Raw genomic sequence first — 22927 nt, 5'->3', positions numbered from 1 at the left:
CCCCGCGCGCTCTCGCCCCGCCCCGCGGGCGCCCGTACCCTGTCCGCATGCCTCGATACGAGTACCGCTGCCGTGCCTGCGGCGACACCTTCGAACTGAACCGTCCCATGGCCGAGTCAGGCGCTCCCGCGAGCTGTCCCGCGGGGCACGCGGACACCGTCAAGCTGCTGTCGACCGTGGCCGTGGGCGGCCGGGCCCCGGGCGGTGCCGCGCCCGCGCCGCAGGCCGGGGGCGGCGGCTGCTGCGGGGGCGGCTGCTGCGGCTGAGCGGCCCGCGGGGAGGGCCCGCGCTACTCCCCCGCCGCCGCCTTCAGGAACCGGCGGACGATCTCCTCGCCCGCCGCCGCTCCCACCTCCTCCAGCGCCGTCACGCCCTCGTGCCGCCAGTCCTGGTCGGCGAGTTCGCCGTGCCCGGGGCGCCAGGCGTGGTCGGCCGCGGTGAGGAGATCGGCGTCGAGGAGCGAGTCGCCCGCCGCGAGGGTGAGCGTCGCGCCGGTGCGCGCGGCGACCTCGTCAAGGGCCGCGCTCTTGGTGAGGGCGCGCGGAACCGCGTAGAGCTTGCGGCCCTGGAGCGAGAGCGTCCAGCCGTGGTCGTGCGCCCAGGCGGCCGTCTCGTCGAGCCAGCCCGCGGGGAGCAGCGCGCGATCGACGACGAGGTAGGCGAAGAGGTCCTCCGCGACGCGTTCCTTGAGGAGCCACTCGGGGTCCGCGCCGTCGAGCAGGCGCTCACGCATCGCGGCGAGCGGCGCGGAGTCGGCGGCGATGGCGTGCTCCACGCGGCGGCTCCAGGCGGGGTCGCTCTCGCCGTCGACGAGGATGCGGCCGCCGTTGGCGCAGATCGCGAAGCGGGGCGGGGGCCCGGGGAGGTGGACGCGCGCGTACTGCGCGGGGGTGCGGGTCGTGGTCGGGACGAACGCGGTGCGCGCGGCGAGTTCGGTGAGGAGCGCGGCGGCGGTCTCGGTGACGTACGAGAGCGGCAGGCCCTGGTAGACCTCGACGCACAGGAGGCGCGGGGCACTCTCGTCGGGGCCGGTGAGGGCGAGCGCGCGCGAGGAGTAGATGAGGGTGCGGTCGAGGTCGCTCGCGACGAGGACGCGGCTCACGCGAGGTTCACCGCCTTGCCGTCCGCGCCGGTGGCGCCGCGTGTGTAGCGGGGGTGGATGAGCCCCACGCATGTGTACGGGAGGTCGTCGGTCTCCTCGACGGGGACGCCGCGCTGCTCGGCGAGGAGCCTGATGTGGTCGAGGTCGGCGCCCGCGTCGCGCCGCGCGACGATGCGCCAGGGCACGCGGCGCAGGAGCACGCGCGTGGTCTCCCCGACGCCGGGCTTGACGAGGTTGACGTCGTTGATCCCGTACTCCTCACTGAGGCGTTCCACCGCTCGCCAGCCCTCCCACGTCGGCGCGCGGTCGCTGCCGGCGAGTTCCTTGGCCCGCTGCTCCACGGTCTCGGTGACCTCGGCGAAGCGCGCGGCGATCGTGTCGACGAAGGCGTTCGAGACGTCCGAACCGGCCAGTTCGCGGTAGTGCTTGGCACCGTGGAAGTCGTTCGGGCCGACGAGGTCGGCGCGCAGCACCGTCCGGGATATGAGCCCGGAGACGGTGGAGTTGAGGCACGCGGACGGGATGAGGAAGTCCTCGCGCGTGCCGTAGACGCGCACGCAGGAGCCGGGGTCGGCGAGGACGGCGATCCCGGGGTCGAAACCGGGGAAGTCCTGGAGCGCTTCGGAGAGTTCGCGGGTGATGGCGCCCTTGCCCGTCCAGCCGTCGACGAAGACGACGTCGCGCGGGTCGTGGTGGGCGGCGAGCCAGCGCAGCGCGTTGGCGTCGATGCCGCGCCCGCGCACGATCGAGACGGCGTAGTGCGGTACGTCGATGCCGTGCCGTTCGCGCGCCCAGCGCCGCATGAGCACCCCGACCGGGGTCCCGGCGCGGGCGAGCGAGACGAGGACGGGGCGCCGGGAGCGCTCGGCGAGCACGGTCTCGGTGACGGTGCCGACCGCCGTCGCGACGCGCGCGGCGGAGGCGTCGAGCGCCTCGTGGTAGAGCCGCTGGTAGGCGGGGGTCGGCTGGTACTCGACGGGCAGCGACTCGGCGTAGTGCGCGCCGCCGCTCTGGATCGCCTCCTCGCGCTCCTCGGTGGGGGCTTCGAGCGGCGTGTCCGAGAGGTCCTGGAGCAGCCAGCCGACGTCCTCGGCGGGGTAGCTGGAGAAGGCGGGACCGCGGAGCGGTTCGGGGAGCAGGGTGTCCTCCGGTGCGGTACGGGGGCGGGGGACGCGGGGCGCGCGGGGTACGTCGTGCGGGAGCGCCGCGTACAGGAGGTGGGGGGTGTGGCGGGCGAGGGTGTCGAGGAGGCCGCCGGGCGCGTGCAGCGCGGGGGTGTCGCCCGCGGCGTCGGTGACGAGGAGGACCGTGTCGAAGCCCGCGCCCGCGACGTTGTACGTGTAGCGCGGGCCCGGGCCGTCCGCCGGGTCGTCGTGGGCGGGGAAGGTGAGCGCGGTGCGGATCGCGTAGCCGGGGTCGTCGACGGCGAGGACCGGGGAGCGGGTCGTGGTGGAGAAGCGCACGTCCCACGCGGGCGTGCTCGCCTCGACGGCCTCCGCGAGGCGCAACGGCGCGTACATCAGCTCCTCGGTGCCGAGGACGAGCAGGCGTCCGCCGCCCTCGGGGAGCGCGGCGCGCACGGGGGCGGCGAGGGCGGGCAGCGCGGCGTCGAGCCGGTCCCTGTCGGCGGGCGCGAAGCCGTGCCGGCCGCCCTCGGGGAGCCCGGCGGGCCAGTCCAGCTCCAGCCGCAGGGGCCTCGCGCGCGGCCGTACGCCGTCGTCGGTACGTGCCGGGACGGCGGCCTGTCGCGCTTCCTCGGCCGCGACCAGCGCGAGCCCCCGGTCCAGGACGTCGCCGGGCAGCTCGACGCGCCCGGCGACGGCGGCGACGAGGTCGACGCGCGCGTCCAGCTCCGCGGCGAGGGCGTCGAGGCGGGCGCGGTCGGCGGGGCCGCGCATGTCGGTGAGGGCGACGACCACGTAGCGGGCGCGGGGGCGCAGGGCGTGCAGTTCGCGCAGTGTGTTGATGACGGTGGAGCCGGTCGAGAACTCGTCGTCGACGAGGACGAGCGGGCCCGGCGCGGTGAGCAGCGCCGGGTCGGCGGGGAGCAGGAGGTGCGAGGTGGCGTGCGAGTGCGCCTCCTCGAAACTGCCGACCGGGGTGATGCCGGGGACGGGGCGGCGCGTGGAGTGCAGGTACGGGGCGGTGCCGATGCCGTCGGCGACGCAGTGCCCGAGCGCGGTGGCCGTCTCGGCGTACCCGAGGACGACGGCCCCGTCCGCGGCCTCCCCGAGCAGCGCGCGGACCTCGCGGCCGAGCGCGCGGCCCGTCTCGGCGACGACGCGCGGGGAGCGCGGTACGTGCTTGCCGAGGACGTGCGAGACGAGGAGGTGGGCGCGCTTGGGGTTGCGGCGCAGCGCGAGCCCGAGCAGCTCCTCGATGCCGGGGGCGCCGCTCAGCCGTACGCCGAGGCGCTCGGCGACCCAGTTCCCTGTCCACACCACGTGCTGTCCGTCTCTCTCGTCCATGGGGCTCACAGGGTGTCCTGCGGGGTGACCGCGGCGAGGAGGTCGACGAAGCCGACGTCCTCGCGGGCGACGCCGAAGGCGTCCGCGCGGCGCAGGGTGCGCTGGGCCCAGGCGCGGTGCGGCTTCACCTCGTTCATCTTGTTCGTGTACGCGGAGCGGAGCACCCCGCCGCCGCCCCGCTCGGGCCGCAGGATGTCCTCGGCGTCGCTGTACTCCTCGTGCGTGACGACGGAGAGGGCGTGCACGGGGGCGACGTGGCTGGGGTGGATGCAGGTCTTGCCGAGCAGGCCGTTGGCGCGGTCGAGCGCGATCTCGCGCAGGAGACCGTCCATGTCGCGTTCGATGAGCGCGTCCCGCAGCTCGTCCGCCTCGCCGCCGACGAAGGGCGTGCGGCGCAGCTGGGGCTTGAACATGCGCTCGGCGACGGGGAAGTACTCCCACACGGGCCCGGTGATGGTGAAGCCGGTGCCGTCCGCGCGGCCGAGGACGTTGACGACGTCGGCGATGACCGAGGCGACGATGCGGACGTCGTAGGCGGTGAGGTCGGCGGGTCTGCGCAGTCCGTAGGCGGAGCAGAAGTCGGTCACGCCGAGGCGCAGGGCGAGGACGCGGGAGCGGTGGGCGCGCACGGTGCGCGCGATTCCGGCCAGGGCCTCGTGGCGGGTCTCCAGGTGGAGCAGTTCGGGCGATTCGAGCACGGGCATCGCGTGGAGCCGGTGCCCGGCGGCGGTCTCGGCGGCGGCGAGGGCCTCCAGGAAGGCGAGCCCGCACTTCTCGGTGAACTTGGGCAGGACGAAGCCGCTGAGCACGCGGATCGAGGGGCCGAGGCGGCGGGCGAGATCGCTGAGCTGCTCGGGCGTGCGGACCCGTACGAAGAGCAGCGGGAGCGCGTCGGCGGGCCCGGCGGCGAGGACGCCGAGCTGGTGGACGAGGTTCCGCTCGGCGGCGGGCACGTCCTCGTCGCTGATGGAGTCCTCCAGGCACAGCACCATGGAGACCGTCCCGCGCGCGGCCTGCTTGCGCACGTCCTCGGCGAGCCGGGGCCGCGTCGCGGGCGTGTACAGGGTCGCGCCGAGCGCGGTCGCGAGGAACTCCGGCGGCGAGTCCGCGGCGAAGGCGCGCGGTTCCCGGTGGAAGAGCCGGGCGCGCTCCGCCGGGGCGATGTGCCCGAAATGCTGCATCTGACCTCTCAAGAGGAAGAAACGTTCGAGTAGAAGTGACCGGTAATAGTACGTACGAGCTACCCGGAGTGGTTCCCTCAGCCCGTGAACTTCTGGTAACGGGGGGTGGGCGGCCCGATACGGAAGGGCCGCTCGCCCGTGCGGCACGGGGGCACCCGCGTTGTCCGCGGGCGCCTCGGGAAGGCAGGATGACGGCATGACGCACGCCATGCTGAAAGGCTCGAACGTCCCGGTCGAGGCGGCCGCGGTCCGCGCCGTCGTGTGCTGGTCGCCCAGCCCCGAGGTCTCGGTGGTCGATGCCTCGGCGCTGCTGCTCGGGGCGGACGGACGCGTGCGCTCGGACGACGACTTCGTCTTCTACAACCAGCCCCGGCACCCCTCGGGGACGGTGTGGAGCCTCGGGAAGCGGCGCCTGGGCAGCGCCATGCGGGACACGATTCAGGCCGACCTGACCCGGGTGGACGCGGAGGTGGAACGCGTCCTGCTCGTCGCTTCGGCAGAGAGCCTGCCCTTCGAGGGCGTACGGGACCTGCGCCTGCTGCTGCTCGACGCGGCGGCCGGGGAGAACGCGGAGCCTTACGCGTCCTTCGAGATCCGCGCCGAGACGGGCGCGGAGACGGCCCTGATCTGCGGGGAGCTGTACCGCAGGGGCGGCGAGTGGAAGTTCCGCGCGCTCGGCGAGGGCTACAGCAACGGCCTGATCGGCCTGGCGACGGACTTCGGCATCACGGTCGACGAATCAGCGGCCCCCGACCCGGCCCCGACCCCGGAACCGCCCCCCGTCCCGGCCCCCGCGCCCGCCTACGGCTACCCGGAGCCCCCCACGGCCCCCCCGGCCCCGTACGGCTACCCCCCACAACCGGACCCCTACGGCTACCCCCAGCACGAGCCGGACAGCGGCCTCCCCCTGATGGGCCCGCAGTTCATCAGGTAACGCGGTCAACCGGCCGCACCAAGAATCCGGCCGGCACCGATATCCAGCCCCTCCGGCGTTTGAGGAGCGGGGGGCCTGGGGCGGAGCCCCAGAAACCCCGCAGACCGGCGCATCCGTTCAGAAACGCCAGCCCACCCTCCCGCCCCGCGTCAGCGCCCCGCCTTGGACTTGAACCCCCGCCCCCACTGCAACCCCCACCCGTACAAGCGATCAAGCTCCGCCTGGAACCCGTACACGAACCGCACCTCCCGGTGCACGACCAGCTCCCCCTTCACGTTCTCGATCCTCAGCACCGCGCACGACCGCGCCTCCGGGGCCCGCTCGTCGAGGTCGATGACGATCTGCCGGCCGCTGCTGGGGTAGAGGGTGACCTGCGCCTGCGTCCGGTCGAAGGCGGGCGTCTGGTCGTAGATGTAGACGAAGACGAGCAGTCGCTTGAACTCGTCCTTCTGGTCGAGGTTGATGTACATCGTCTCGCCGGACGGGGCGCCGAAGCGGTCGTCGCCGCTGAGCTTGAGGTAGGGCGGCTCGTTGAGGTCGCCGAGGAAGCCGCCGAGCGGCTGCACGACGCCCTTGGTGCCGTCCTTCAGCTCGTAGAGGCAGCCGAGGTCGAGGTCGACGTTGACCATGGACTGCGTGTGCGCCTGGACGACATCGGGCTGGAAGAACTTCAGCGGGTTGCGCCAGCCGCCGCGCAGCCCGCGCAGCCCCGTGCCGGGGCGCCGCTCGCCGAAGTCGCTCGTCCGCATCCGCCAGGAGAGATTGACCCGCAGGTTCCCCGAGACGGCGCCCTCTTTGGAGAGGGAGACCGTGGGGTGCCGTTTGGTCAGTTCGATCGCGCTGCCGCTCGTGTTTCCGCTGTCGAAGGCGGCGGCTCCGCCCCGCAGCCCGTCCAGGAAGGCCATGCCCACACACCTCTGTCGTTCCGGTCGTGACCAACGCGCGTGGGGGCGGCCCGAGGTGTCCTCGGACCGCCCCCACGAAGAGGGTGCCCAGCGCCCGGGGCCCGTTACACCAGGGCCCGCGCTTCGGCCGTGACCTGGCCGAAAGCGCGCGGCCCCGCTGTCCGGCGGGCCCAGGGAGGGCTCAGACGGAGACCTTCTCCGCCTCGTGTCCCTCCTCCGCCTCGATGCGCTTGTTGCGCCGCACCGAGGACCAGAAGGAGGCGGCGATCAGCACGACGCCGATGAGCCCGGTGACGACCTCGGGGATCTCGTACCGGATGGTGACGAGCAGGAGTACGGAGAGGGCGCCGATCGCGTAGTGCGCGCCGTGCTCCAGGTAGACGTAGTCGTCCAGGGTGCCCTGGCGGACGAGGTAGACCGTCAGCGAACGGATGTACATCGCGCCGATGCCGAGGCCGAGCGCCATCAGGATGATGTCGTTGGTGATCGCGAAGGCGCCGATGACCCCGTCGAAGGAGAAGGAGGCGTCGATGACTTCGAGGTAGAGGAACATGAAGAAGGCGCCCTTGCCGGCGAGCGCGACGGCGGAGCGGGACGTGCCGCCCTTGACGGCCGCCTCCTCGCGCTCTTCCTCGCGTTCCTCCTCCTCTTCGAGTTTGTTCTCGAAGAACCCGGAGAGCCCGCCGACGATGAGATACGTGATGAGCCCGGCGATCCCGGAGAGCAGGACCGTTTCGGCCTTGTCGACGTGGCCGCCGCCGTGCACGTGCGCGTGCGTGGCGACGGTCATGGAGGCGATGAGCAGCAGGATCAGGGCGACGCAGACCGACAGCATGTCGACCTTGCCGAGCTTGGCGAGCGGGCGCTCCAGCCAGCCCAGCCACTTGATGTCGTGGTCCTCGAAGATGAAGTCGAGGAAGATCATCATCAGGAACATCCCGCCGAAGGCCGCGATGGCCGGGTGGGCGTCGGTGACGAGTTCCTGGTAGTGGTCCTTGTTGTTGATCGCGAGGTCCACGGCGTCGACCGGGTTGATCTTGGCGGTGACCGCCACGATCAGGACCGGGAAGACGAGCCGCATGCCGAAGACGGCGATCAGGACGCCCACGGTGAGGAAGATCTTCTGCCAGAAGGCGTTCATCTTCTTCAGGATTCCGGCGTTGATCACCGCGTTGTCGAAGGAGAGCGAGATCTCCAGGACCGCGAGGATCGCCACGACACCGAAAGCGGTCCAGCCGCCGTAGAAGGCGGCGGCGATCAGCCCGAGCACGGTGATCCCGAAGGACCAGCCGAAGGTTTTCAACAGCACTGCGTATTCCCCATCGTTGGAGGGCCCCTCCGGACCTGTCTGGAGGAGCACTCCCTCCGCGCCGTGTCCGGCTTTACGAAACGTTGACCCCGAAGTCTAGAGCGATGCCCCTCAGGCCGGACGCGTACCCCTGACCGACCGCCCGGAACTTCCACTCCTGTCCGTAGCGGTAGACCTCGCCGAAGATCATCGCGGTCTCGGTCGAGGCGTCCTCGGAGAGGTCGTACCGGGCGAGTTCCTGCCCGTCCGCCTGGTTGACCACGCGGATGAAGGCGTTGGACACCTGCCCGAAGCTCTGCCTGCGGGCCTCGGCCTCGTGGATGGAGACGGCGAAGACGATCTTGTCGCAGTGCGCGGGGACCTTGTCGAGATCGACGAGGAGCGATTCGTCGTCGCCCTCGCCCTCGCCCGTGAGGTTGTCCCCGGTGTGCTCGACGGAGCCGTCGGGGCTGGTGAGCTGGTTGTAGAAGACGAACCACTCGTCGCCGAGCACCCGGCCGTTCGCGCACAGCAGGGCGCTGGCGTCGAGGTCGAAGGGGGCGCCGGTGGTCGAGCGGGCGTCCCAGCCGAGGCCGACGAGGACGTTGCTCAGGTTCGGCGCGGCTTTGGAGAGGGAGACATTGCCTCCCTTGGCGAGCGTGACACCCATGTGTTTCCTCCCCTGGTGAACCGCTGAAGAGCGGAGGCGGTACGGAACGGGCCGCGCGCCGCCGCCCGGCCGCCCGGGGCGGGACGGCGCCCTGGAGGGGCGGTCTCGTCGCGGGCGGCGGGCGCAGGGGCGCGCGGCCGGTGCCTGCCTGGTACGGCTGCTCAGCGCCCCGTACGGCTCGCGGAGCCGTACGGCTCACGAACCCGTACGGGGCAGAACCCCGTACGCCTCAGACGTTGACGCCGAAGTCCTGGGCGATCCCGCGCAGGCCCGAGGCGTAGCCCTGGCCGATGGCGCGGAACTTCCACTCGGCGCCGTTGCGGTACAGCTCGCCGAAGACCATGGCGGTCTCGGTCGAGGCGTCCTCGGAGAGGTCGTAGCGGGCGATCTCGGTACCGCCGTCCTGGTTCACGACGCGGATGAAGGCGTTGCGGACCTGGCCGAAGGACTGCTGGCGGTTCTCGGCGTCGTAGATCGAGACCGGGAAGACGATCTTGTCGACGGTCGCGGGGACGGCGGCGAGGTTGACCTTGATCTGCTCGTCGTCGCCCTCGCCCTCACCGGTGGTGTTGTCACCGGTGTGCTCGACGGAGCCGTCGGAGCTCTTGAGGTTGTTGAAGAAGACGAAGTCCCCGTCGCCGGAGACCTTGCCCTCGGCGTTGGTGAGGATCGCGCTGGCGTCGAGGTCGAAGTCGGTGCCGGTCGTCGTGCGCACGTCCCAGCCGAGACCCACGGTCACGGCGGTGAGGCCGGGGGCCTCCTTGGTCAGGGATACGTTGCCGCCCTTGCTGAGGCTGACTCCCACGGGTCCTCCAATGATGTCGGGGGTGGTGGCGAGTGCCGGTCGCCACCTTCGTACGTCGTTATCCGGGACAACGTACGGATAGTAGTGACCGGTTCCCGCCGGAAACGGGCTCTTTCGCCCGGGGTTCCGCAGTGCGTGTCGGACCCCCGGGACGAGCCGGGGAAGACCGGATCAGAGCGTGTCGAGCGCCTTGAGGTACTCGCCGAGGTCGCGCGCGTCCGGGAGGTCGTTGACGACCGTCCAGCGCACGACGCCCTCCTTGTCGATGATGAAGGTGCCGCGCACCGCGCAGCCCTTGTCCTCGGCGAAGACGCCGTAGGCCCGCGAGACCTCGCCGTGCGGCCAGAAGTCGGAGAGCAGCGGGTACTCCAGGCCCTCCTGCTCGGCGAAGACGCGCAGGCTGTGCATCGAGTCGTTGGAGACGGCGAGCAGCTGGGTGTCGTCGTTCTCGAACTTCGGCAGCTCGTCGCGCAGGGCGCACAGCTCGCCGGTGCAGACCCCGGTGAAGGCGAACGGGAAGAAGAGAAGCACCACGTTCTTCTCGCCGCGGAAGTCCGAGAGGCGCACGGTGCGGCCGTGGTTGTCCTTGAGCTCGAACTCGGGGGCCTTGGTGCCGGCCTCGATCGCCATGGGTACCGATCCTTTGCGGTGATACGTACGGGTAAGGGCGCCCCGGGCCGTACGAGCCCGGCGCCGACCCCACCCTACGCACCGGGCCCCCGCCGCCCCGGTGGAGTCTGTGGAGCGGTGGGGGCCCGGTCGGCGCCGTACGGTTCAGCGCTTGGTCTTCGAGTTGCCCTTCGGGGTGACCAGACGGGTGCCGATCCAGTCCTTGCCGACACTCGTGCTCTTGGTCTGGGTGAATCCGGCGGTCCGCGCCGCGTCGTTGATGTCGCTCGGCTCGACGTACCCGTCCCGGCCCGTCTTCGGGGTCAGGAGCAGGACGAGGTCACCGTCGTCGACCAGCTGCGAGGCGTCGACCAGCGCGTCCGTCAGGTCGCCGTCGTCGTCGCGGAACCACAGGACGACGGCGTCGACGACGTCCTCGTAGTCCTCGTCCGCCAGCTCCGTGCCGGTGGCTTCTTCGATGGCCTCGCGGAGTTCCTGGTCGACGTCCTCGTCGTAGCCGATCTCCTGGACCACCTGCTCGGGCTGGAAACCCAGCCGTACGGCAGGGCTGGTCCGCTCCTCCGCGTGGTCCGCGGTCGCGCTCACGGATTGCCTCCTGATCGTTTCGGGATGTGCTGCGCCCCCGCGGGCGCGGGGGCATGGGGCGTAGTCCACACGGGCGGGACCGATCGCGCAAGTACCCGGCAGCCGAGACCGCCGAAACGGTGACTTTCCGGGCGGTGTCCTCCAACTTCGGACACCTTTGCGCTCCGCTTCGTGCACTCGCCCATGGTGCCCATTGTTCCCTAATTCTCCCCTGCGGCACCTGGGCCCCCTCCTGGGGCTCCGCCCCAGACCCCGCTCCTCAATCGCCGGAGGGGCTGATTTTTGCGCGGGGCCCCTCTTCTGCCCCTCCGGCGATTGAGGAGCGGGGTTCGGGGCGGAGCCCCGAGGGAAGCCGCACAGGGGCGAACCCGACGCGCCACGTTCACGGTGCGCACCCGCACCCGCACATATCGTGTCAACCCCACCGCCGCCCCCCGAAGGGAACCCCGTGCCCCAGGACCCCACCCCGATCATCATCGGCGGCCTCCCCAGCCAGGTCCCCGACTTCGATCCCGAGGAGACCCAGGAGTGGCTCGACTCGCTCGACGCCGCCGTCGACGAGCGCGGCAGCGAGCGCGCCCGCTACCTGATGCTCCGCCTCATCGAGCGGGCCCGCGAGAAGCGCGTCGCCGTGCCGGAGATGCGCAGCACCGACTACGTCAACACGATCGCGACGAAGGACGAGCCCTTCTTCCCCGGCAACGAGGAGGTCGAGCGCAAGGTACTCAACGCCACGCGGTGGAACGCGGCCGTCATGGTCTCGCGCGCGCAGCGCCCCGGGATCGGGGTCGGCGGGCACATCGCGACGTTCGCCTCCTCGGCGAGCCTCTACGACGTCGGCTTCAACCACTTCTTCCGGGGCAAGGACGAGGGCGACGGCGGCGACCAGATCTTCTTCCAGGGCCACGCCTCGCCCGGCATCTACGCCCGCGCCTTCCTCCTGGACCGCCTCACGGAGGCCCAGCTCGACGGTTTCCGGCAGGAGAAGTCGAAGGCCCCGAACGGTCTGCCGAGCTACCCGCACCCGCGCTCGATGCCGGACTTCTGGGAGTTCCCGACCGTCTCGATGGGCCTCGGACCGCTCTCGGCGATCTACCAGGCGCGGATGAACCGCTACATGGAGGCGCGCGGGATCGCCGACACCTCGCGCTCGCACGTGTGGGCCTTCCTCGGCGACGGCGAGATGGACGAGGTCGAGTCGCTCGGCCAGCTCTCGATCGCCGCGCGCGAGAACCTCGACAACCTGACCTTCGTCGTCAACTGCAACCTCCAGCGCCTCGACGGGCCTGTGCGCGGCAACGGCAAGATCATCCAGGAGCTGGAGTCGCAGTTCCGGGGCGCCGGCTGGAACGTGATCAAGCTGATCTGGGACCGCACGTGGGACCCGCTGCTCGCGCAGGACCGCGACGGCCTGCTCGTCAACAAGCTGAACACGACGCCGGACGGCCAGTTCCAGACGTACGCGACGGAGACGGGCGCGTACATCAGGGAGCACTTCTTCGGCGGGGACCAGCGGCTGCGCTCCATGGTCGAGAACATGAGCGACGACCAGATCCTGCACCTCGGGCGCGGCGGCCACGACCACCGCAAGGTGTACGCGGCGTTCTCGGCGGCGAAGGAGCACAAGGGCCAGCCGACGGTGATCCTCGCGCAGACCGTCAAGGGCTGGACGCTCGGGCCGAACTTCGAGGGCCGCAACGCGACCCATCAGATGAAGAAGCTCACGGTCGACGATCTCAAGGGCTTCCGGGACCGCCTCCACCTGCCGATCCCCGACAAGGACCTGGAGGGCGGCCTGCCGCCGTACTTCCACCCGGGCAGGGACTCCGAGGAGATCCAGTACATGCACGAGCGGCGGCAGGCGCTCGGCGGGTACGTACCGACGCGGGTCGTGCGCGCCAAGCCCCTGGAGCTGCCGGGCGACAAGACGTACGCGACGGTGAAGAAGGGCACGGGGCAGCAGTCGATCGCCACGACGATGGCGTTCGTACGGCTGCTCAAGGACCTCATGCGGGACAAGGAGATCGGGCGGCGCTTCGTGCTCATCGCGCCCGACGAGTACCGCACGTTCGGGATGGACTCGTTCTTCCCGAGCGCGAAGATCTACAACCCGCTCGGCCAGCAGTACGAATCGGTCGACCGTGAACTCCTGCTCGCCTACAAGGAGTCCCCGACCGGTCAGATGCTGCACGACGGCATCTCGGAGGCGGGGTGCGTCGCCTCGCTCATCGCGGCGGGCTCCGCGTACGCGACGCACGGCGAGCCGCTCATCCCGGTCTACGTCTTCTACTCGATGTTCGGTTTCCAGCGCACCGGCGACCAGTTCTGGCAGATGGGCGACCAGTTGGCGCGCGGTTTCGCCCTCGGGGCGACCGCCGGGCGCACGACGCTGACCGGCGAGGGGCTTCAGCACGCGGACGGGCAGTCGCAGCTGCTCGCCTCGGCGAATCCGGCGTGCCTCGCCTACGACCCCGCGTACGGCTACGAGATCGCGCACATCGTCCGCGACGGACTGCGGCGCATGTACGGGCCCGAGGCGGAGGACGTCTTCTACTACCTGACGGTCTACAACGAGCCGATCCAGCACCCGGCCGAACCGGCGGACGTGGACGTCGAGGGCATCCTCAAGGGCCTGCACCTGCTGCGCCGCGGCGACGCCGGGAGCCAGCGCGCGCAGATCCTCGCCTCGGGCGTGGCGGTGCCCTGGGCGCTGGAGGCGCAGCGGCTGCTCGCGGAGGACTGGGACGTGCGCGCGGACGTGTGGTCGGCGACCTCGTGGAGCGAACTGCGGCGCGAGGCGGTCGCGGCCGAGGAGCACAACCTCCTCCACCCGGAGGAGGAGACGCGGGTGCCGTACGTGACGCGGAGGCTGGCGGACGCGGGCGGCCCGTACGTGGCCGTCTCCGACTGGATGCGGAGTGTTCCCGACCAGATCGCGCGGTGGGTGCCGGGGCGGTACGGGTCGCTGGGGGCCGACGGGTTCGGCTTCGCGGACACGCGAGGCGCGGCCCGGCGGTTCTTCCACATCGACGCGCCCTCGATCGTGCTGGGGGTCCTGACGGAGCTGGTGCGGGACGGGGCGCTCGAACACGGGGTGCTGCGGCGGGCGATCGACCGCTACCAGTTGCTGGATGTGGCGGCGGCCGATCCCGGTGCGGCCGGGGGCGACGCGTAGCCCCTCCGGCGGGGAGGGGCCGCACGTGTGCCGCGGTCACCTCTCCCAGATCTTGAAGGCCCTTACCCGGTAAGGCGATTCAGGGAGCCACGTGCCCCCGCCCGGATACGTCTCGAACTCTCCCGTCTCGCCGCACTCCGCGGACTGGTACGTCGTGACGGGGCGGCCCGTGCGGTTGGCCAGGGAGAGGGCTCCCGCTCTGCCGCTCAGCGGGACGCAGCTCTCGATGTCGGTGCCGGAGAGTTCGTGGACGGTGCGGCGGCCCCCGTACCCCGTGCCGGGCCACAGGCACAGCTCGCCCCGGCCGCACGCGCCCGAGGAGCCGGCGGAAGGGGCGCGGACCGGGGCGGCGGCCTCGGCCGGGGTGAGGAGGGTCGCGCCGAGGGCGAGGGCGCAGGCGAGCGTGGTGAGGGTCGTACGCATGGAGCGGGTCCTTTCGGTGGCTGCCGGTTCTGACGCGCACTCTGGGCCGCCCCGTATCCGCTCCGGAAGCCGCCACGAGCGGGACCGCACTGATAGGGGAAAAGGTCCCCGGACGGCACGAAGGGCCCCACCGGGTGAGCCGGTGGGGCCCTTCGTTGACGTGTTGACGTGGGGAGCGGGTCAGATGTGCGCGGCGCTCGCGCCCTCCGCCGCGTTGTCGCCGCGCTTCGTGAGCGTCGCGACGGCCGCCGCGACGAGGGCGACGATCCCGGCGACGGTGCAGGCGAGCCCCATGCCGGACATGAAGGTGTCGTGGGCGACGGTCGTGATCCGCGCGGCGACGTCCGCCGGGGTGTGCGGTGGTACGGGCGGGACGCCGAGCTGGACGGCCTGGGACGTCTGGTCGAGCTGGGCGCCGCTGAGCTTCGGCAGCCCCGCGTCCGTCCAGTTGCCCGGGAGGTCCTTGTTGACGCGCGCGGCCATCACGGCGCCGAGCACGGCCGTGCCCAGCGCGCCGCCGACCTGCATCGCCGACTGCTGGAGGCCGCCCGCGACGCCGGAGAGTTCCAGCGGCGCGTTGCCGACGATGACCTCCGTGGCACCGACCATGACGGGCGCGAGGCCGAGGCCGAGGAGCGCGAACCACAGCGACATGGTGGCCGTCCCCGTGTCGGCCTCCAGGGTCGAGAGGCCGAACATCGAGGCCGCCGTGGCGAGCATCCCGCCGACGAGCGGCACGCGCGGTCCGAAGCGCGTGATGAGCACCCCGGCGATCGGCGAGGCGACGATCATCATGGCGGTGAGCGGGAGCAGGTGCAGGCCGCTGTCGACGGCGCTGAGCCGGTGCACGCCCTGGAGGTAGAAGGTGACGAAGAAGAGACCGCCGAGGAAGGCGATCGCCATGAGCACCATGAGCACGGTGCCCGCCGAGAGCGCGACCGAGCGGAACATGGCGAGCGGCACGAGCGGTTCCTTCGCGCGCGTCTGCCAGTAGGCGAAGGCGGCGAAGCACACGACCGAGAGGGCGAGGAGCCCCCACGTGCGCCCGTCGCCCCAGCTCCAGCCGTCACCCGTTTTGATGATCGCGAAGATCAGGGAGCACATGGCTCCGGAGAGCAGCACGATGCCCGGGACGTCGAAGGAGCGCGGGGCGTTCTCGGCGCGGTGGTCCTTGAGGATGAAGAGGCCGAGGACGAGGGCGGCGACGCCGACCGGCACGTTGACGAAGAACACGGACTGCCAGGAGACGTGCTCGACGAGCAGCCCGCCGACGATCGGGCCGCCCGCCGTGGACGCGCCGATCACCATGCCCCAGATGCCGATGGCCATGTTGAGCTTCTCGGCGGGGAAGGTCGCGCGCAGCAGGCCGAGCGCGGCCGGCATCAGGAGGGCACCGAAGAGCCCTTGCAGGACGCGGAAGGCGACGACGAGCGAGACGCTGGAGGAGAGCCCGATGATGCCGGAGGCGAGCGCGAAGCCCGCCACGCCTATCAGGAAGGTCTGGCGGTGGCCGAAGCGGTCGCCGAGCTTGCCCGCCGTGATGAGCGCCACCGCGAGGGCCAGGAGGTAGCCGTTGGTGATCCACTGCACCCCGGCGAGGCTCGTGTTCAGGTCGTCCGCGATGGCCGGGTTGGCGATGGCGACGATGGTGCCGTCAAGGGCGACCATCATGACGCCGATAGCAACTCCGAAGAGGGTCAGCCAAGGACGGCCGCGCAGGCTGCCGCGTGCTCCCTTGCCGACGGGCGCGAGCGGCGTCCCGTCCTCCGGTCCGACGGTGGTCTGACTAGTCATGGCGGTCAAATTACTGTCACCGCCTGTCAGTTGACAATCAAATTCATATGCCGGTAACTGACGGAACCGCGCCCCGGGACAAAGGGCCAGCTCGTGCGCGGGGCCCCGGGCGAAGGAGCGAGGAGCAAGGTGACGGAGCAGAGGCAGGACCGCGAGGCGGGCGGCGCGCGCGAGCGGGGCGGCCTGCGCGAGCGCAAGAAGACGCGCACCCGGGAGCGGCTCCTGCGCACGGCGCTGGAACTCTTCGCCGCACGCGGTTACGAGAGCACGACGGTGGACGAGATCGCCGCCCGCGCCGAGGTCTCGACCCGCACCTTCTTCCGCTACTTCGCCACCAAGGAGCACGTCGCCCTGGCGACCCAGGAACTCATCGAGCGGTGGTTCCTCCAGGCCCTGCGCGCGCGCCCGGCGGGCGAGCCCCCGGTGCTCGCGCTGCGCCGCGCGGTTCTGGAGTCCTGGGGCGGGCTGCCCGAGGTGGCCGGACTCTCCGTCCCCGTGGACCTGCATCTGCGCACGTGCCGCCTCGTGGCCAGGACCCCCGCGCTGCTCGCCGCGCGGCTGCGGCGGGCGAGCGAGAGCGAGGAGGAGATGGCGCGCGTGATCGCCGCGCGCGAGGGCGTCGACCCGGAGCGGGACCTGCGGCCCCGCGTGGTGGTCGCGGCCTTCGGCGGCGTGATGCGGCTCACCGAGCACCGCTGGGGCGCGGGCCAGGACGGCAGCGTCGAGGCGCTGCGCGCCCTCGCCGTCCAGCACCTGGACCACCTGACCCCCGCGCTGGTGCGGGAGTGGGGAGAGGAGGGCGCCGACGCGGACGGGGTGCGCGGTGCGGGTACGGAGCCGGGCGACCGTACGGGGCTCGTACCGCGCCAGTCCGCGACCGCCGACCCGGCCACCGGCGCCCGCCCGGCCGACGAGGAGGGGGCCGTGCTGTCCTGACCGGGAGGGCCGCCGGGTGCCGCTTTCCCGGACGGGTGAGGGCCGATCGGCTCCCATCCGGCGGGCGCCAGGGTGATGTGGCTCACCGGTTTGGTCTCCGGCACTTGCCGTCTCCTAGGGTGTGGCGCAGTGACTTCCTTCGACTCGTCCCCCCAACTCAACGCCTGGCGAGCGCTGCTCGCGGTGGCGGTCGTCTTCGTCATGCTCGCCACGACCGGCTGGACGGCCGTCAAGGCCCGGCACGACCCGGGCGGTCCGCTCCAGTTGTCGGTACAGGCCTGGAACCACGCGCGCCTCGACCACCACGCCCTGCCGGACGCCGCCTCGCCGCCGGAGCGCCTGCGCGAGTTCTTCGCCGCGCTGCGCCCCGCCCAGCGCGAGCACCTCGCGCACCGCTTCCCGCTCGCCGTGGGCAACATGAACGGCGCCCCGCTCACGCTGCGCTTCGCCGCCAACCGTCTCGCGCTCACCCAGGCCCGCGACCACGAGGTGCGCCGTACCCGCGACCCGCGCCTGTCGCCGGACGGACACGACGAGGCGGCGGACCTGGTGGCGCGCTACACCTCGATGCTCCGCCCGGACCGCGACTTCCTCGCCTTCGACCCGAACGGCTCGGGCCGCGCGGCGGAGGTCTTCGGCGACCTCGCGCACGCGCGCCGCGTCTCGGTCGTCGTCCCGGGTGTCGACACCGCGCTCATGACGTTCGAGCGCACCAACCGGCCCTTCACGGCGCCCTCGGGGATGGGCCGCTCGCTCTACGCCGCCGAACGCGCGGCGGCGCCCCGGGCCCGTACCGCCGTGATCGCCTGGGCCGACTACACGGCACCCGGCGGGATCGGCATCGAGGCGGCGACGGCGAGCCGGGCGCGGGAGGGCGCGGGGCGGCTCGACGACTTCGTGCGGGGGCTGCCGGGCGGGCTGAAGGTCGCGCTCGTGTGCCACAGCTACGGCTCGGTGGTGTGCGGGGTGGCCGCCGACCGGCTGCCGCGCGCGGTCACCGACATCGCGGTCGCGGGCAGCCCGGGGATGCGCAGCGGGAACGCGGCCGGGCTCGGCACGAAGGCGCGGGTGTGGGCGACGCGGGACGCGGGCGACTGGATCAGGGATGTGCCGCACGTCGAGTTCGGCGCGCTCGGGCACGGCGCCGACCCGGTCGGCAAGGACTTCGGCGCGCGGGTCTTCTCCTCGACGGGCGCGGTGGGGCACGGTGGCTACTTCGTGCCCGGTACGGCGAGCCTGCGCAATCTCGCGCACATCGGCACGGGGGACTTCGGTGACGTCGGCTGCGCGCCGGGCGGCGCGGGGTGCAGGACGGGGGTGCCCGCGCGGGGCACGAGCCGCGCCTGAGCCCCGCCCCCGTGCCGTGGCCGTACCGCGGGCACGCCCGCCGGGACGCGTAGCGGAGACGGAACGTCCGTACCCGCCACCGCGTACACCGGGCGGGACGGGAGAGAAGCAAGAGGTCGGGGCCCGGGAGGAAAGCGCCGGTCAAGCGGACCGGTGGGCCGCAGGAGAGGGGACGGAGACGCGCGTGCCGCATACGATGAGCCGCATGGGTGATGTATTGGCCGGTTTCCATGCCACCTGGGAGTTCGCGGAGGACTCCGTGCTCATCCGCTACGAACGGGGAATCCGGACACCGAAGCTGCTCCAGGTACTCGGGGAGCGCCGGGTGCCGCTCACGGCGATCGACACGGTGACGCTCGTCCCGGGGCGGCGCGGCACCGTCGTGCTGCGCGCCGTGCCGCGCGCGGGCGCCGACCCGCTGATGGAGGCAGCGGCGGGGCAGCTCAAGGAGAGCTGCGATCCGTACCGCCTCGTGCTGCCCGCCGAGCGTGCGGAACTCGCCGAGTTCCACGCGGCGCAGATCCGCGACCGCCTCGGCCCCGGCGTGGCGGAGCCCGCCGAGAGCTTCCTCGTCGCGGCGCCCGAGGGGCCGCAGCAGTTCAAGGCGTACGACGGCAAGGCGAGTTTCGACGGCTCGGTGGTCTCCTTCCGCTGGTCGCGCACGGGCGCGTCGAGCGCGAAGTGGAAGGCGGGCGACCAGTCCTTCCCGGTCGCGGCGCTGAGCGGGGTGGAGTGGCGCTCGCCCGAGATACTCGACGGCTACCTGCGCCTGCTGCCCCGCCACCCGGCCCCCGGCCCGGCCACGGCGCCCGGCCCGGGCACAGGGTCCGGGACGGCCACGGGCCCCGCCGCCGACCACGACCCGGCGGCCGTCGTCTTCGGCCTCGGCTACGGCCCCGTGCACGAGTCCCTCCCCTTCGCCGCCGCCGTCCTCGCCGCCACCCGCAGCAGCGCCGCGCGAAGCGGTACGGGCGAGAGCGCGCCACCCGTCGCCGCGCTGCGCTCCGACCCGGCCGACATCGCCGAGCGCATCCGCCACCTCGGCGAACTGCACCTCGCGGGGCTGCTCACGGACGAGGAGTTCACGACGAAGAAGAAGGAATTGCTGGCGCAGTTGTGAAGCGGGTGGGGCGGGGGCTGTTCCGCTTCCTGCGGGTGCCCCTCACGCCCTCCCGGAGTAGATCCCGATCTTGTGGTCGAGGACCCCCAGCGTGTCCTGGAGTGCCGCGATCCGCGAGCGGACCTCCTCGCGCGTCGCCTCCAGGAGTTCCCGCCGCTCCGCGACGGTGTGCTCCCCCGCCCGCGACAGTTCCCCGTACCGCACCATGTCCGCCACCGACATCCCCGTCAGCCGCAACTTGTTGACGAAGGAGAGCCATTCGAGGTCGCGGTTGCGGTACCTGCGCTGCCCGGTGTGCGAGCGGTCCACCTCTTCGAGCAGCCCGATGCGCTCGTACCAGCGCAGGGTGTGGGCGCTGAGCCCGGTGAGCGTGACGACCTCGCTGATCGTGTAGTGGTCCCTGCCGTCCGGGCGCGGGTAGTCGTCCAGCTTCGCGAGGCACAGGTCGCGGCCGTTGACCGGGCCTGCGGGGGCGACGGGATGGGCGAGGGTCATGGGTGTCCCTTCGGGGTGAGGCGGACCGCACCCACCGTAGAACCCTTGAGCGCACTCCAGGCAATACGCGCTCGCCGGTGGCCTGAAGACGACGCCTAGACTCGCCCGCATGGAGAGCCCCGTGAGCCCTGTGAGCCCTGTGAGCCTTGACAGCCTGAAGTCGATCGCAGCCTGGCCCGTCCCGACCGCAGCCGCCGGAGTCGTCCGCGCGGACGGGACCGTCGTGGGACGGCACGGCCCCGCGGACCACCGCTTCGCCCTCGCCTCCGTGACCAAGCCGCTCGCCGCGTACGGCTTCCTGCTCGCGTACGAGGAGGGGGCGATCGAACTCGACGAGCCGGCCGGGCCCGAGGGCGCGACCGTGCGCCACCTCCTCGCCCACACGAGCGGCCTCGCCTTCGACGAGGACCGCGTCCAGGCCGCGCCCGGGACGCGCCGCATCTACTCCAACACCGGCTTCGAGGCACTCGGCGCGCACGTCGCGCGGGCGACGGGCATCCCCTTCGCGGAGTACCTGCGCGAAGGGGTCTTCGAGCCGCTCGGGATGCGCGCGAGCGCGCTGGAGGGCTCGCCCGCCAAGGACGGCCACTCGACCGTGGACGACCTGCTCCTGTTCGCCGCCGAGTTGCAGGCCCCGCGCCTGCTCGACGCGGGCACCGTCGCGGAGGCGACGCGCGTGGCCTTCCCCGGCCTGGACGGCGTCCTGCCCGGCTACGGGCGGCAGAAGCCGAACGACTGGGGCCTCGGCTTCGAGATCCGCGACGGCAAGTCCCCGCACTGGACCGGCGCCCACTCCTCACCGCGCACTTTCGGCCACTTCGGGCAGTCGGGGACCTTCCTCTGGGTCGACCCGGAGGCGGGCGCGGCGTGCGTCGCGCTCAGCGACCGCGCCTTCGGCCCCTGGGCGGTCGAGGCGTGGCCGCCGCTGACGGACGCGGTGCTCGCGGAACTGCGGGCCGCCTGAGCGGGCCTACGCGAACGGGTTGGCCAGCTCCAGGAGCAGCACCTCGCACGCGGCGCGCGCCCGCAGCACGGCGCCCGCCGCGTCGGCCCCGTCCCGTACCCGTACGGAATCGCCCGGCGCGAGCCGCTCCCCTGCCGTCTCCCCCACCGCCCCGTCGCGCAACAACTCGGCCTCGCCGCGCACGACATGGACGTACCCGTACGGAGCGGCCGGCAGCGGCAGCGTCCCGCCCGGGTCCGGGCGGGCGACGCGGAGCACGGCGCCCGCCTCGGGGACCTCGTAGGGCCGAGCGAGCGAGCGGGCGACGGTGTAGCGGGGGGTGAGGGCGGGGGTGCGGGCGGCGAGCCAGAGTTGCAGGAAGACGAGGGGTCCGGCGCCGTCGTTGCGCTCGACGTGGTGGACGCCCGCGCCCGCACCGAGGTGCTGGAGGTCACCGGGGCCGACGAGGGTGGAGCGGCCCTGCGAATCCCGGTGGCTCAGCTGCCCGGAGACCACCCAGGTGAGCAGTTCCGTGTCGCTGTGGCGGTGCTCGGCGAAGCCCGCGCCCGCCGCGAGGCGCTCCTCGTTGCAGGCGGTGAGCGCCCCGAGGCGCACGTTGTCCGGGTCGTAGTACGGGCCGAAGGAGAAGGCGTGCCGGGTCGTGATGCCCGCCTCCGGTTCCCCGCCCGGGTAGCGGTCAGCGCCGCGTCGTACGTCGATCACGGCGCCCACCGTAGCGGCGGCACCCACCGTCACCCACCGCATCCGGTCGGTGACGGACCCCGGCCGCCGCGTTCGGCGACGCGATAAGGCAGTCTTGGTCCCGTGCCCGACTCCGTATCCCGCCCCGCCGCCTCGCCCGCCTCCCAGACCCCCGCGCACCCGCACGCGGCGACCCTCAAGCGGCTGGAGCACTCCTCGGGACGGCTCGCCGCCCGCGCCATCCAGCGGATGGACGAGACGCTGCCTTGGTACCGGGCGATGCCTCCCGAGCACCGCTCGTGGATCGGGCTCGTGGCACAGGCCGGGATCGCGGCCTTCACGGAGTGGTTCCGGCACCCGGAGGCCCCGCAGGCGATCTCCACGGACGTCTTCGGGACGGCGCCGCGCGAGCTGACCCGGGCGGTCACGCTGCGGCAGACCGTCGAGATGGTCCGTACGACGATCGAGGTCATGGAGAGCGCGATCGACGACGTGGCCGCGCCGGGCGACGAGGCGGTGCTGCGCGAGGCGCTGCTGCGGTACGCCCGCGAGATCGCCTTCGCGACCGCGCAGGTCTACGCGCAGGCCGCCGAGGCGCGGGGCGCCTGGGACGCGCGCCTGGAGTCGCTCGTGGTCAACGCGGTGCTCTCCGGGGAGGCGGACGAGGGCACCGTCTCGCGGGCCGCCGCGCTCGGCTGGAACGCGCCGGAGTACGTGTGCGTCCTGCTCGGCACCGCTCCCGACGGGGACAGCGAACTGACCGTCGAGGCGATCCGGCGTGCCGCCCGGCACGCCAAGCTCCAGGTCCTCACCGGGGTGCTCGGCAGCCGCCTCGTCGTCATCGCGGGCGGCAGCGACAATCCGCTCGCCGTCGCGAAGTCCCTGATCGGCCCGTACGCGGCGGGTCCGGTCGTCGCCGGTCCCGTGGTCACCGACCTGCTCGCCGCGACCCGTTCGGCGGCGGCGGCCGCGGCCGGGCTGCGCGCCTCGGCGGCGTGGCAGGACGCCCCGCGCCCGGTGCTCGCGGACGATCTCCTCCCCGAGCGCGCGATGGCCTCGGACCCCGCCGCGCGGGACCAGCTGGTGGAGGAGATCTACAGACCACTCCAGGAGGCGGGCTCGGCGCTCCTGGAAACGCTGAGCGTCTACCTGGAGCAGGCGAGCAGCCTGGAGGGCGCCGCGCGGATGCTCTTCGTGCACCCGAACACCGTGCGCTACCGGCTCCGACGTGTGACTGACGTCACCGGCTGGTCACCTTCGGATGTACGCTCCGCCTTCACGCTGCGCATCGCGCTCATCCTGGGGCGCCTGGCCGCGGCCGAGCAGCGATCCTAGGCTTTTGTGCGATCCCGACAATTACCCTGTCGGTTATTCGTCCCTGTCCCCACCGGTGTACCGGACCCTTCACAAGAGAGAGTGTGAGC

21 protein-coding genes are annotated in these 22927 nt (G+C 72.4%); 8 read left to right on the top strand and 13 right to left on the bottom strand.

The annotated features are described in order from the left end of the window. The first annotated feature begins 47 nt into the window (after positions 1–47). Positions 48–266: a zinc ribbon domain-containing protein gene (locus ACIP4O_RS08580; protein ID WP_401572982.1), complete on the top strand. Its 219-nt coding sequence runs from the start codon at positions 48–50 to the stop codon at positions 264–266. 23 nt (positions 267–289) lie between these two features. Here the strand turns inward: ACIP4O_RS08580 and ACIP4O_RS08575 are convergent, their stop codons facing one another. The 3 genes from ACIP4O_RS08575 to ACIP4O_RS08565 are packed head-to-tail and all read right to left on the bottom strand — an operon-like array spanning position 290 to position 4751. Next, complete coding sequence (locus ACIP4O_RS08575; RefSeq protein ID WP_401572980.1) at positions 290–1102, bottom strand: hypothetical protein; 813 nt, start codon at positions 1100–1102, stop codon at positions 290–292. Further along, entirely contained in the window at positions 1099–3570 is a 2472-nt protein-coding gene (locus ACIP4O_RS08570) for a phosphoribosyltransferase (protein WP_401572978.1), read from the bottom strand. The genes ACIP4O_RS08575 and ACIP4O_RS08570 overlap by 4 nt, the downstream gene beginning before the upstream one ends. Positions 3571–3575: 5 nt before the next feature. Next, entirely contained in the window at positions 3576–4751 is a 1176-nt protein-coding gene (locus tag ACIP4O_RS08565) for an HpcH/HpaI aldolase/citrate lyase family protein (protein WP_401572976.1), read from the bottom strand. A gap of 196 nt (positions 4752–4947) precedes the next feature. Between ACIP4O_RS08565 and ACIP4O_RS08560 the strand changes: the two genes are divergently transcribed. Continuing rightward, a complete protein-coding gene (locus ACIP4O_RS08560; RefSeq protein ID WP_401572974.1) occupies positions 4948–5685 on the top strand; it encodes a TerD family protein in 738 nt (245 codons plus the stop codon). Positions 5686–5834: 149 nt separating this feature from the next. On the opposite strand, the gene ACIP4O_RS08555 is transcribed toward ACIP4O_RS08560, so the two are convergent. The 6 genes from ACIP4O_RS08555 to ACIP4O_RS08530 all read right to left on the bottom strand — a co-directional run bounded on the left by ACIP4O_RS08555 (position 5835) and on the right by ACIP4O_RS08530 (position 10568). Further along, positions 5835–6590, bottom strand: coding sequence for a Tellurium resistance (locus ACIP4O_RS08555; RefSeq protein WP_164283780.1), 756 nt, complete (start codon positions 6588–6590; stop codon positions 5835–5837). A gap of 181 nt (positions 6591–6771) precedes the next feature. Then, complete coding sequence (locus tag ACIP4O_RS08550) at positions 6772–7899, bottom strand: DUF475 domain-containing protein (RefSeq protein WP_401572972.1); 1128 nt, start codon at positions 7897–7899, stop codon at positions 6772–6774. Between the two features lie 73 nt (positions 7900–7972). Further along, on the bottom strand, positions 7973–8548 hold the full coding sequence (locus ACIP4O_RS08545; protein ID WP_007827518.1) for a TerD family protein: 576 nt from the start codon (positions 8546–8548) through the stop codon (positions 7973–7975). Between the two features lie 229 nt (positions 8549–8777). Next, the gene (locus ACIP4O_RS08540; RefSeq protein WP_361322109.1) at positions 8778–9353 is read right to left on the bottom strand and encodes a TerD family protein; all 576 of its coding nucleotides are present in this window, start codon (positions 9351–9353) and stop codon (positions 8778–8780) included. Positions 9354–9524: 171 nt separating this feature from the next. Next, on the bottom strand, positions 9525–9983 hold the full coding sequence (locus tag ACIP4O_RS08535) for a peroxiredoxin (protein ID WP_164283772.1): 459 nt from the start codon (positions 9981–9983) through the stop codon (positions 9525–9527). A gap of 144 nt (positions 9984–10127) precedes the next feature. After that, positions 10128–10568: a DUF3052 domain-containing protein gene (locus ACIP4O_RS08530; RefSeq protein ID WP_361322115.1), complete on the bottom strand. Its 441-nt coding sequence runs from the start codon at positions 10566–10568 to the stop codon at positions 10128–10130. A 448-nt stretch (positions 10569–11016) separates the two neighbouring features. On the opposite strand from ACIP4O_RS08530, the gene aceE reads away from it, so the two are divergent. Then, on the top strand, positions 11017–13743 hold the full coding sequence (gene aceE, locus ACIP4O_RS08525; RefSeq protein ID WP_401572969.1) for a pyruvate dehydrogenase (acetyl-transferring), homodimeric type: 2727 nt from the start codon (positions 11017–11019) through the stop codon (positions 13741–13743). Positions 13744–13779: 36 nt separating this feature from the next. On the opposite strand, the gene ACIP4O_RS08520 is transcribed toward aceE, so the two are convergent. Both ACIP4O_RS08520 and ACIP4O_RS08515 read right to left on the bottom strand, forming a co-directional pair. After that, the gene (locus tag ACIP4O_RS08520; protein WP_361322121.1) at positions 13780–14166 is read right to left on the bottom strand and encodes a peptidase inhibitor family I36 protein; all 387 of its coding nucleotides are present in this window, start codon (positions 14164–14166) and stop codon (positions 13780–13782) included. 180 nt (positions 14167–14346) lie between these two features. Then, on the bottom strand, positions 14347–15837 hold the full coding sequence (locus ACIP4O_RS08515; RefSeq protein ID WP_401573897.1) for an MFS transporter: 1491 nt from the start codon (positions 15835–15837) through the stop codon (positions 14347–14349). 252 nt (positions 15838–16089) lie between these two features. Here ACIP4O_RS08515 and ACIP4O_RS08510 point away from each other — a divergent pair, with 252 nt between their 5' ends. From ACIP4O_RS08510 to ACIP4O_RS08500, 3 genes are all read left to right on the top strand, one after another. Then, a complete protein-coding gene (locus ACIP4O_RS08510; RefSeq protein WP_401572967.1) occupies positions 16090–16896 on the top strand; it encodes a TetR/AcrR family transcriptional regulator in 807 nt (268 codons plus the stop codon). A gap of 129 nt (positions 16897–17025) precedes the next feature. Further along, a complete protein-coding gene (locus tag ACIP4O_RS08505; protein WP_401572965.1) occupies positions 17026–18243 on the top strand; it encodes an alpha/beta hydrolase in 1218 nt (405 codons plus the stop codon). A 205-nt stretch (positions 18244–18448) separates the two neighbouring features. Further along, complete coding sequence (locus ACIP4O_RS08500) at positions 18449–19363, top strand: DUF4429 domain-containing protein (RefSeq protein WP_401572963.1); 915 nt, start codon at positions 18449–18451, stop codon at positions 19361–19363. A 42-nt stretch (positions 19364–19405) separates the two neighbouring features. On the opposite strand, the gene ACIP4O_RS08495 is transcribed toward ACIP4O_RS08500, so the two are convergent. Beyond that, positions 19406–19858, bottom strand: a complete 453-nt coding sequence (locus ACIP4O_RS08495) for a MerR family transcriptional regulator (RefSeq protein WP_401572961.1) — start codon at positions 19856–19858, stop codon at positions 19406–19408. Positions 19859–19967: 109 nt separating this feature from the next. On the opposite strand from ACIP4O_RS08495, the gene ACIP4O_RS08490 reads away from it, so the two are divergent. Then, complete coding sequence (locus ACIP4O_RS08490) at positions 19968–20822, top strand: serine hydrolase domain-containing protein (protein WP_401572959.1); 855 nt, start codon at positions 19968–19970, stop codon at positions 20820–20822. A gap of 6 nt (positions 20823–20828) precedes the next feature. On the opposite strand, the gene ACIP4O_RS08485 is transcribed toward ACIP4O_RS08490, so the two are convergent. Continuing rightward, a complete protein-coding gene (locus tag ACIP4O_RS08485) occupies positions 20829–21533 on the bottom strand; it encodes a pirin family protein (protein ID WP_401573895.1) in 705 nt (234 codons plus the stop codon). A gap of 93 nt (positions 21534–21626) precedes the next feature. On the opposite strand from ACIP4O_RS08485, the gene ACIP4O_RS08480 reads away from it, so the two are divergent. Further along, a complete protein-coding gene (locus ACIP4O_RS08480; protein ID WP_401572957.1) occupies positions 21627–22838 on the top strand; it encodes a PucR family transcriptional regulator in 1212 nt (403 codons plus the stop codon). Positions 22839–22927 lie beyond the last annotated feature (89 nt).

It is taken from the genome of Streptomyces sp. NPDC088923 (genome assembly GCF_044749745.1).
In the GTDB taxonomy this organism is placed as follows: domain Bacteria; phylum Actinomycetota; class Actinomycetes; order Streptomycetales; family Streptomycetaceae; genus Streptomyces.
This window is presented reverse-complemented; position numbering and strand designations above follow the sequence as displayed.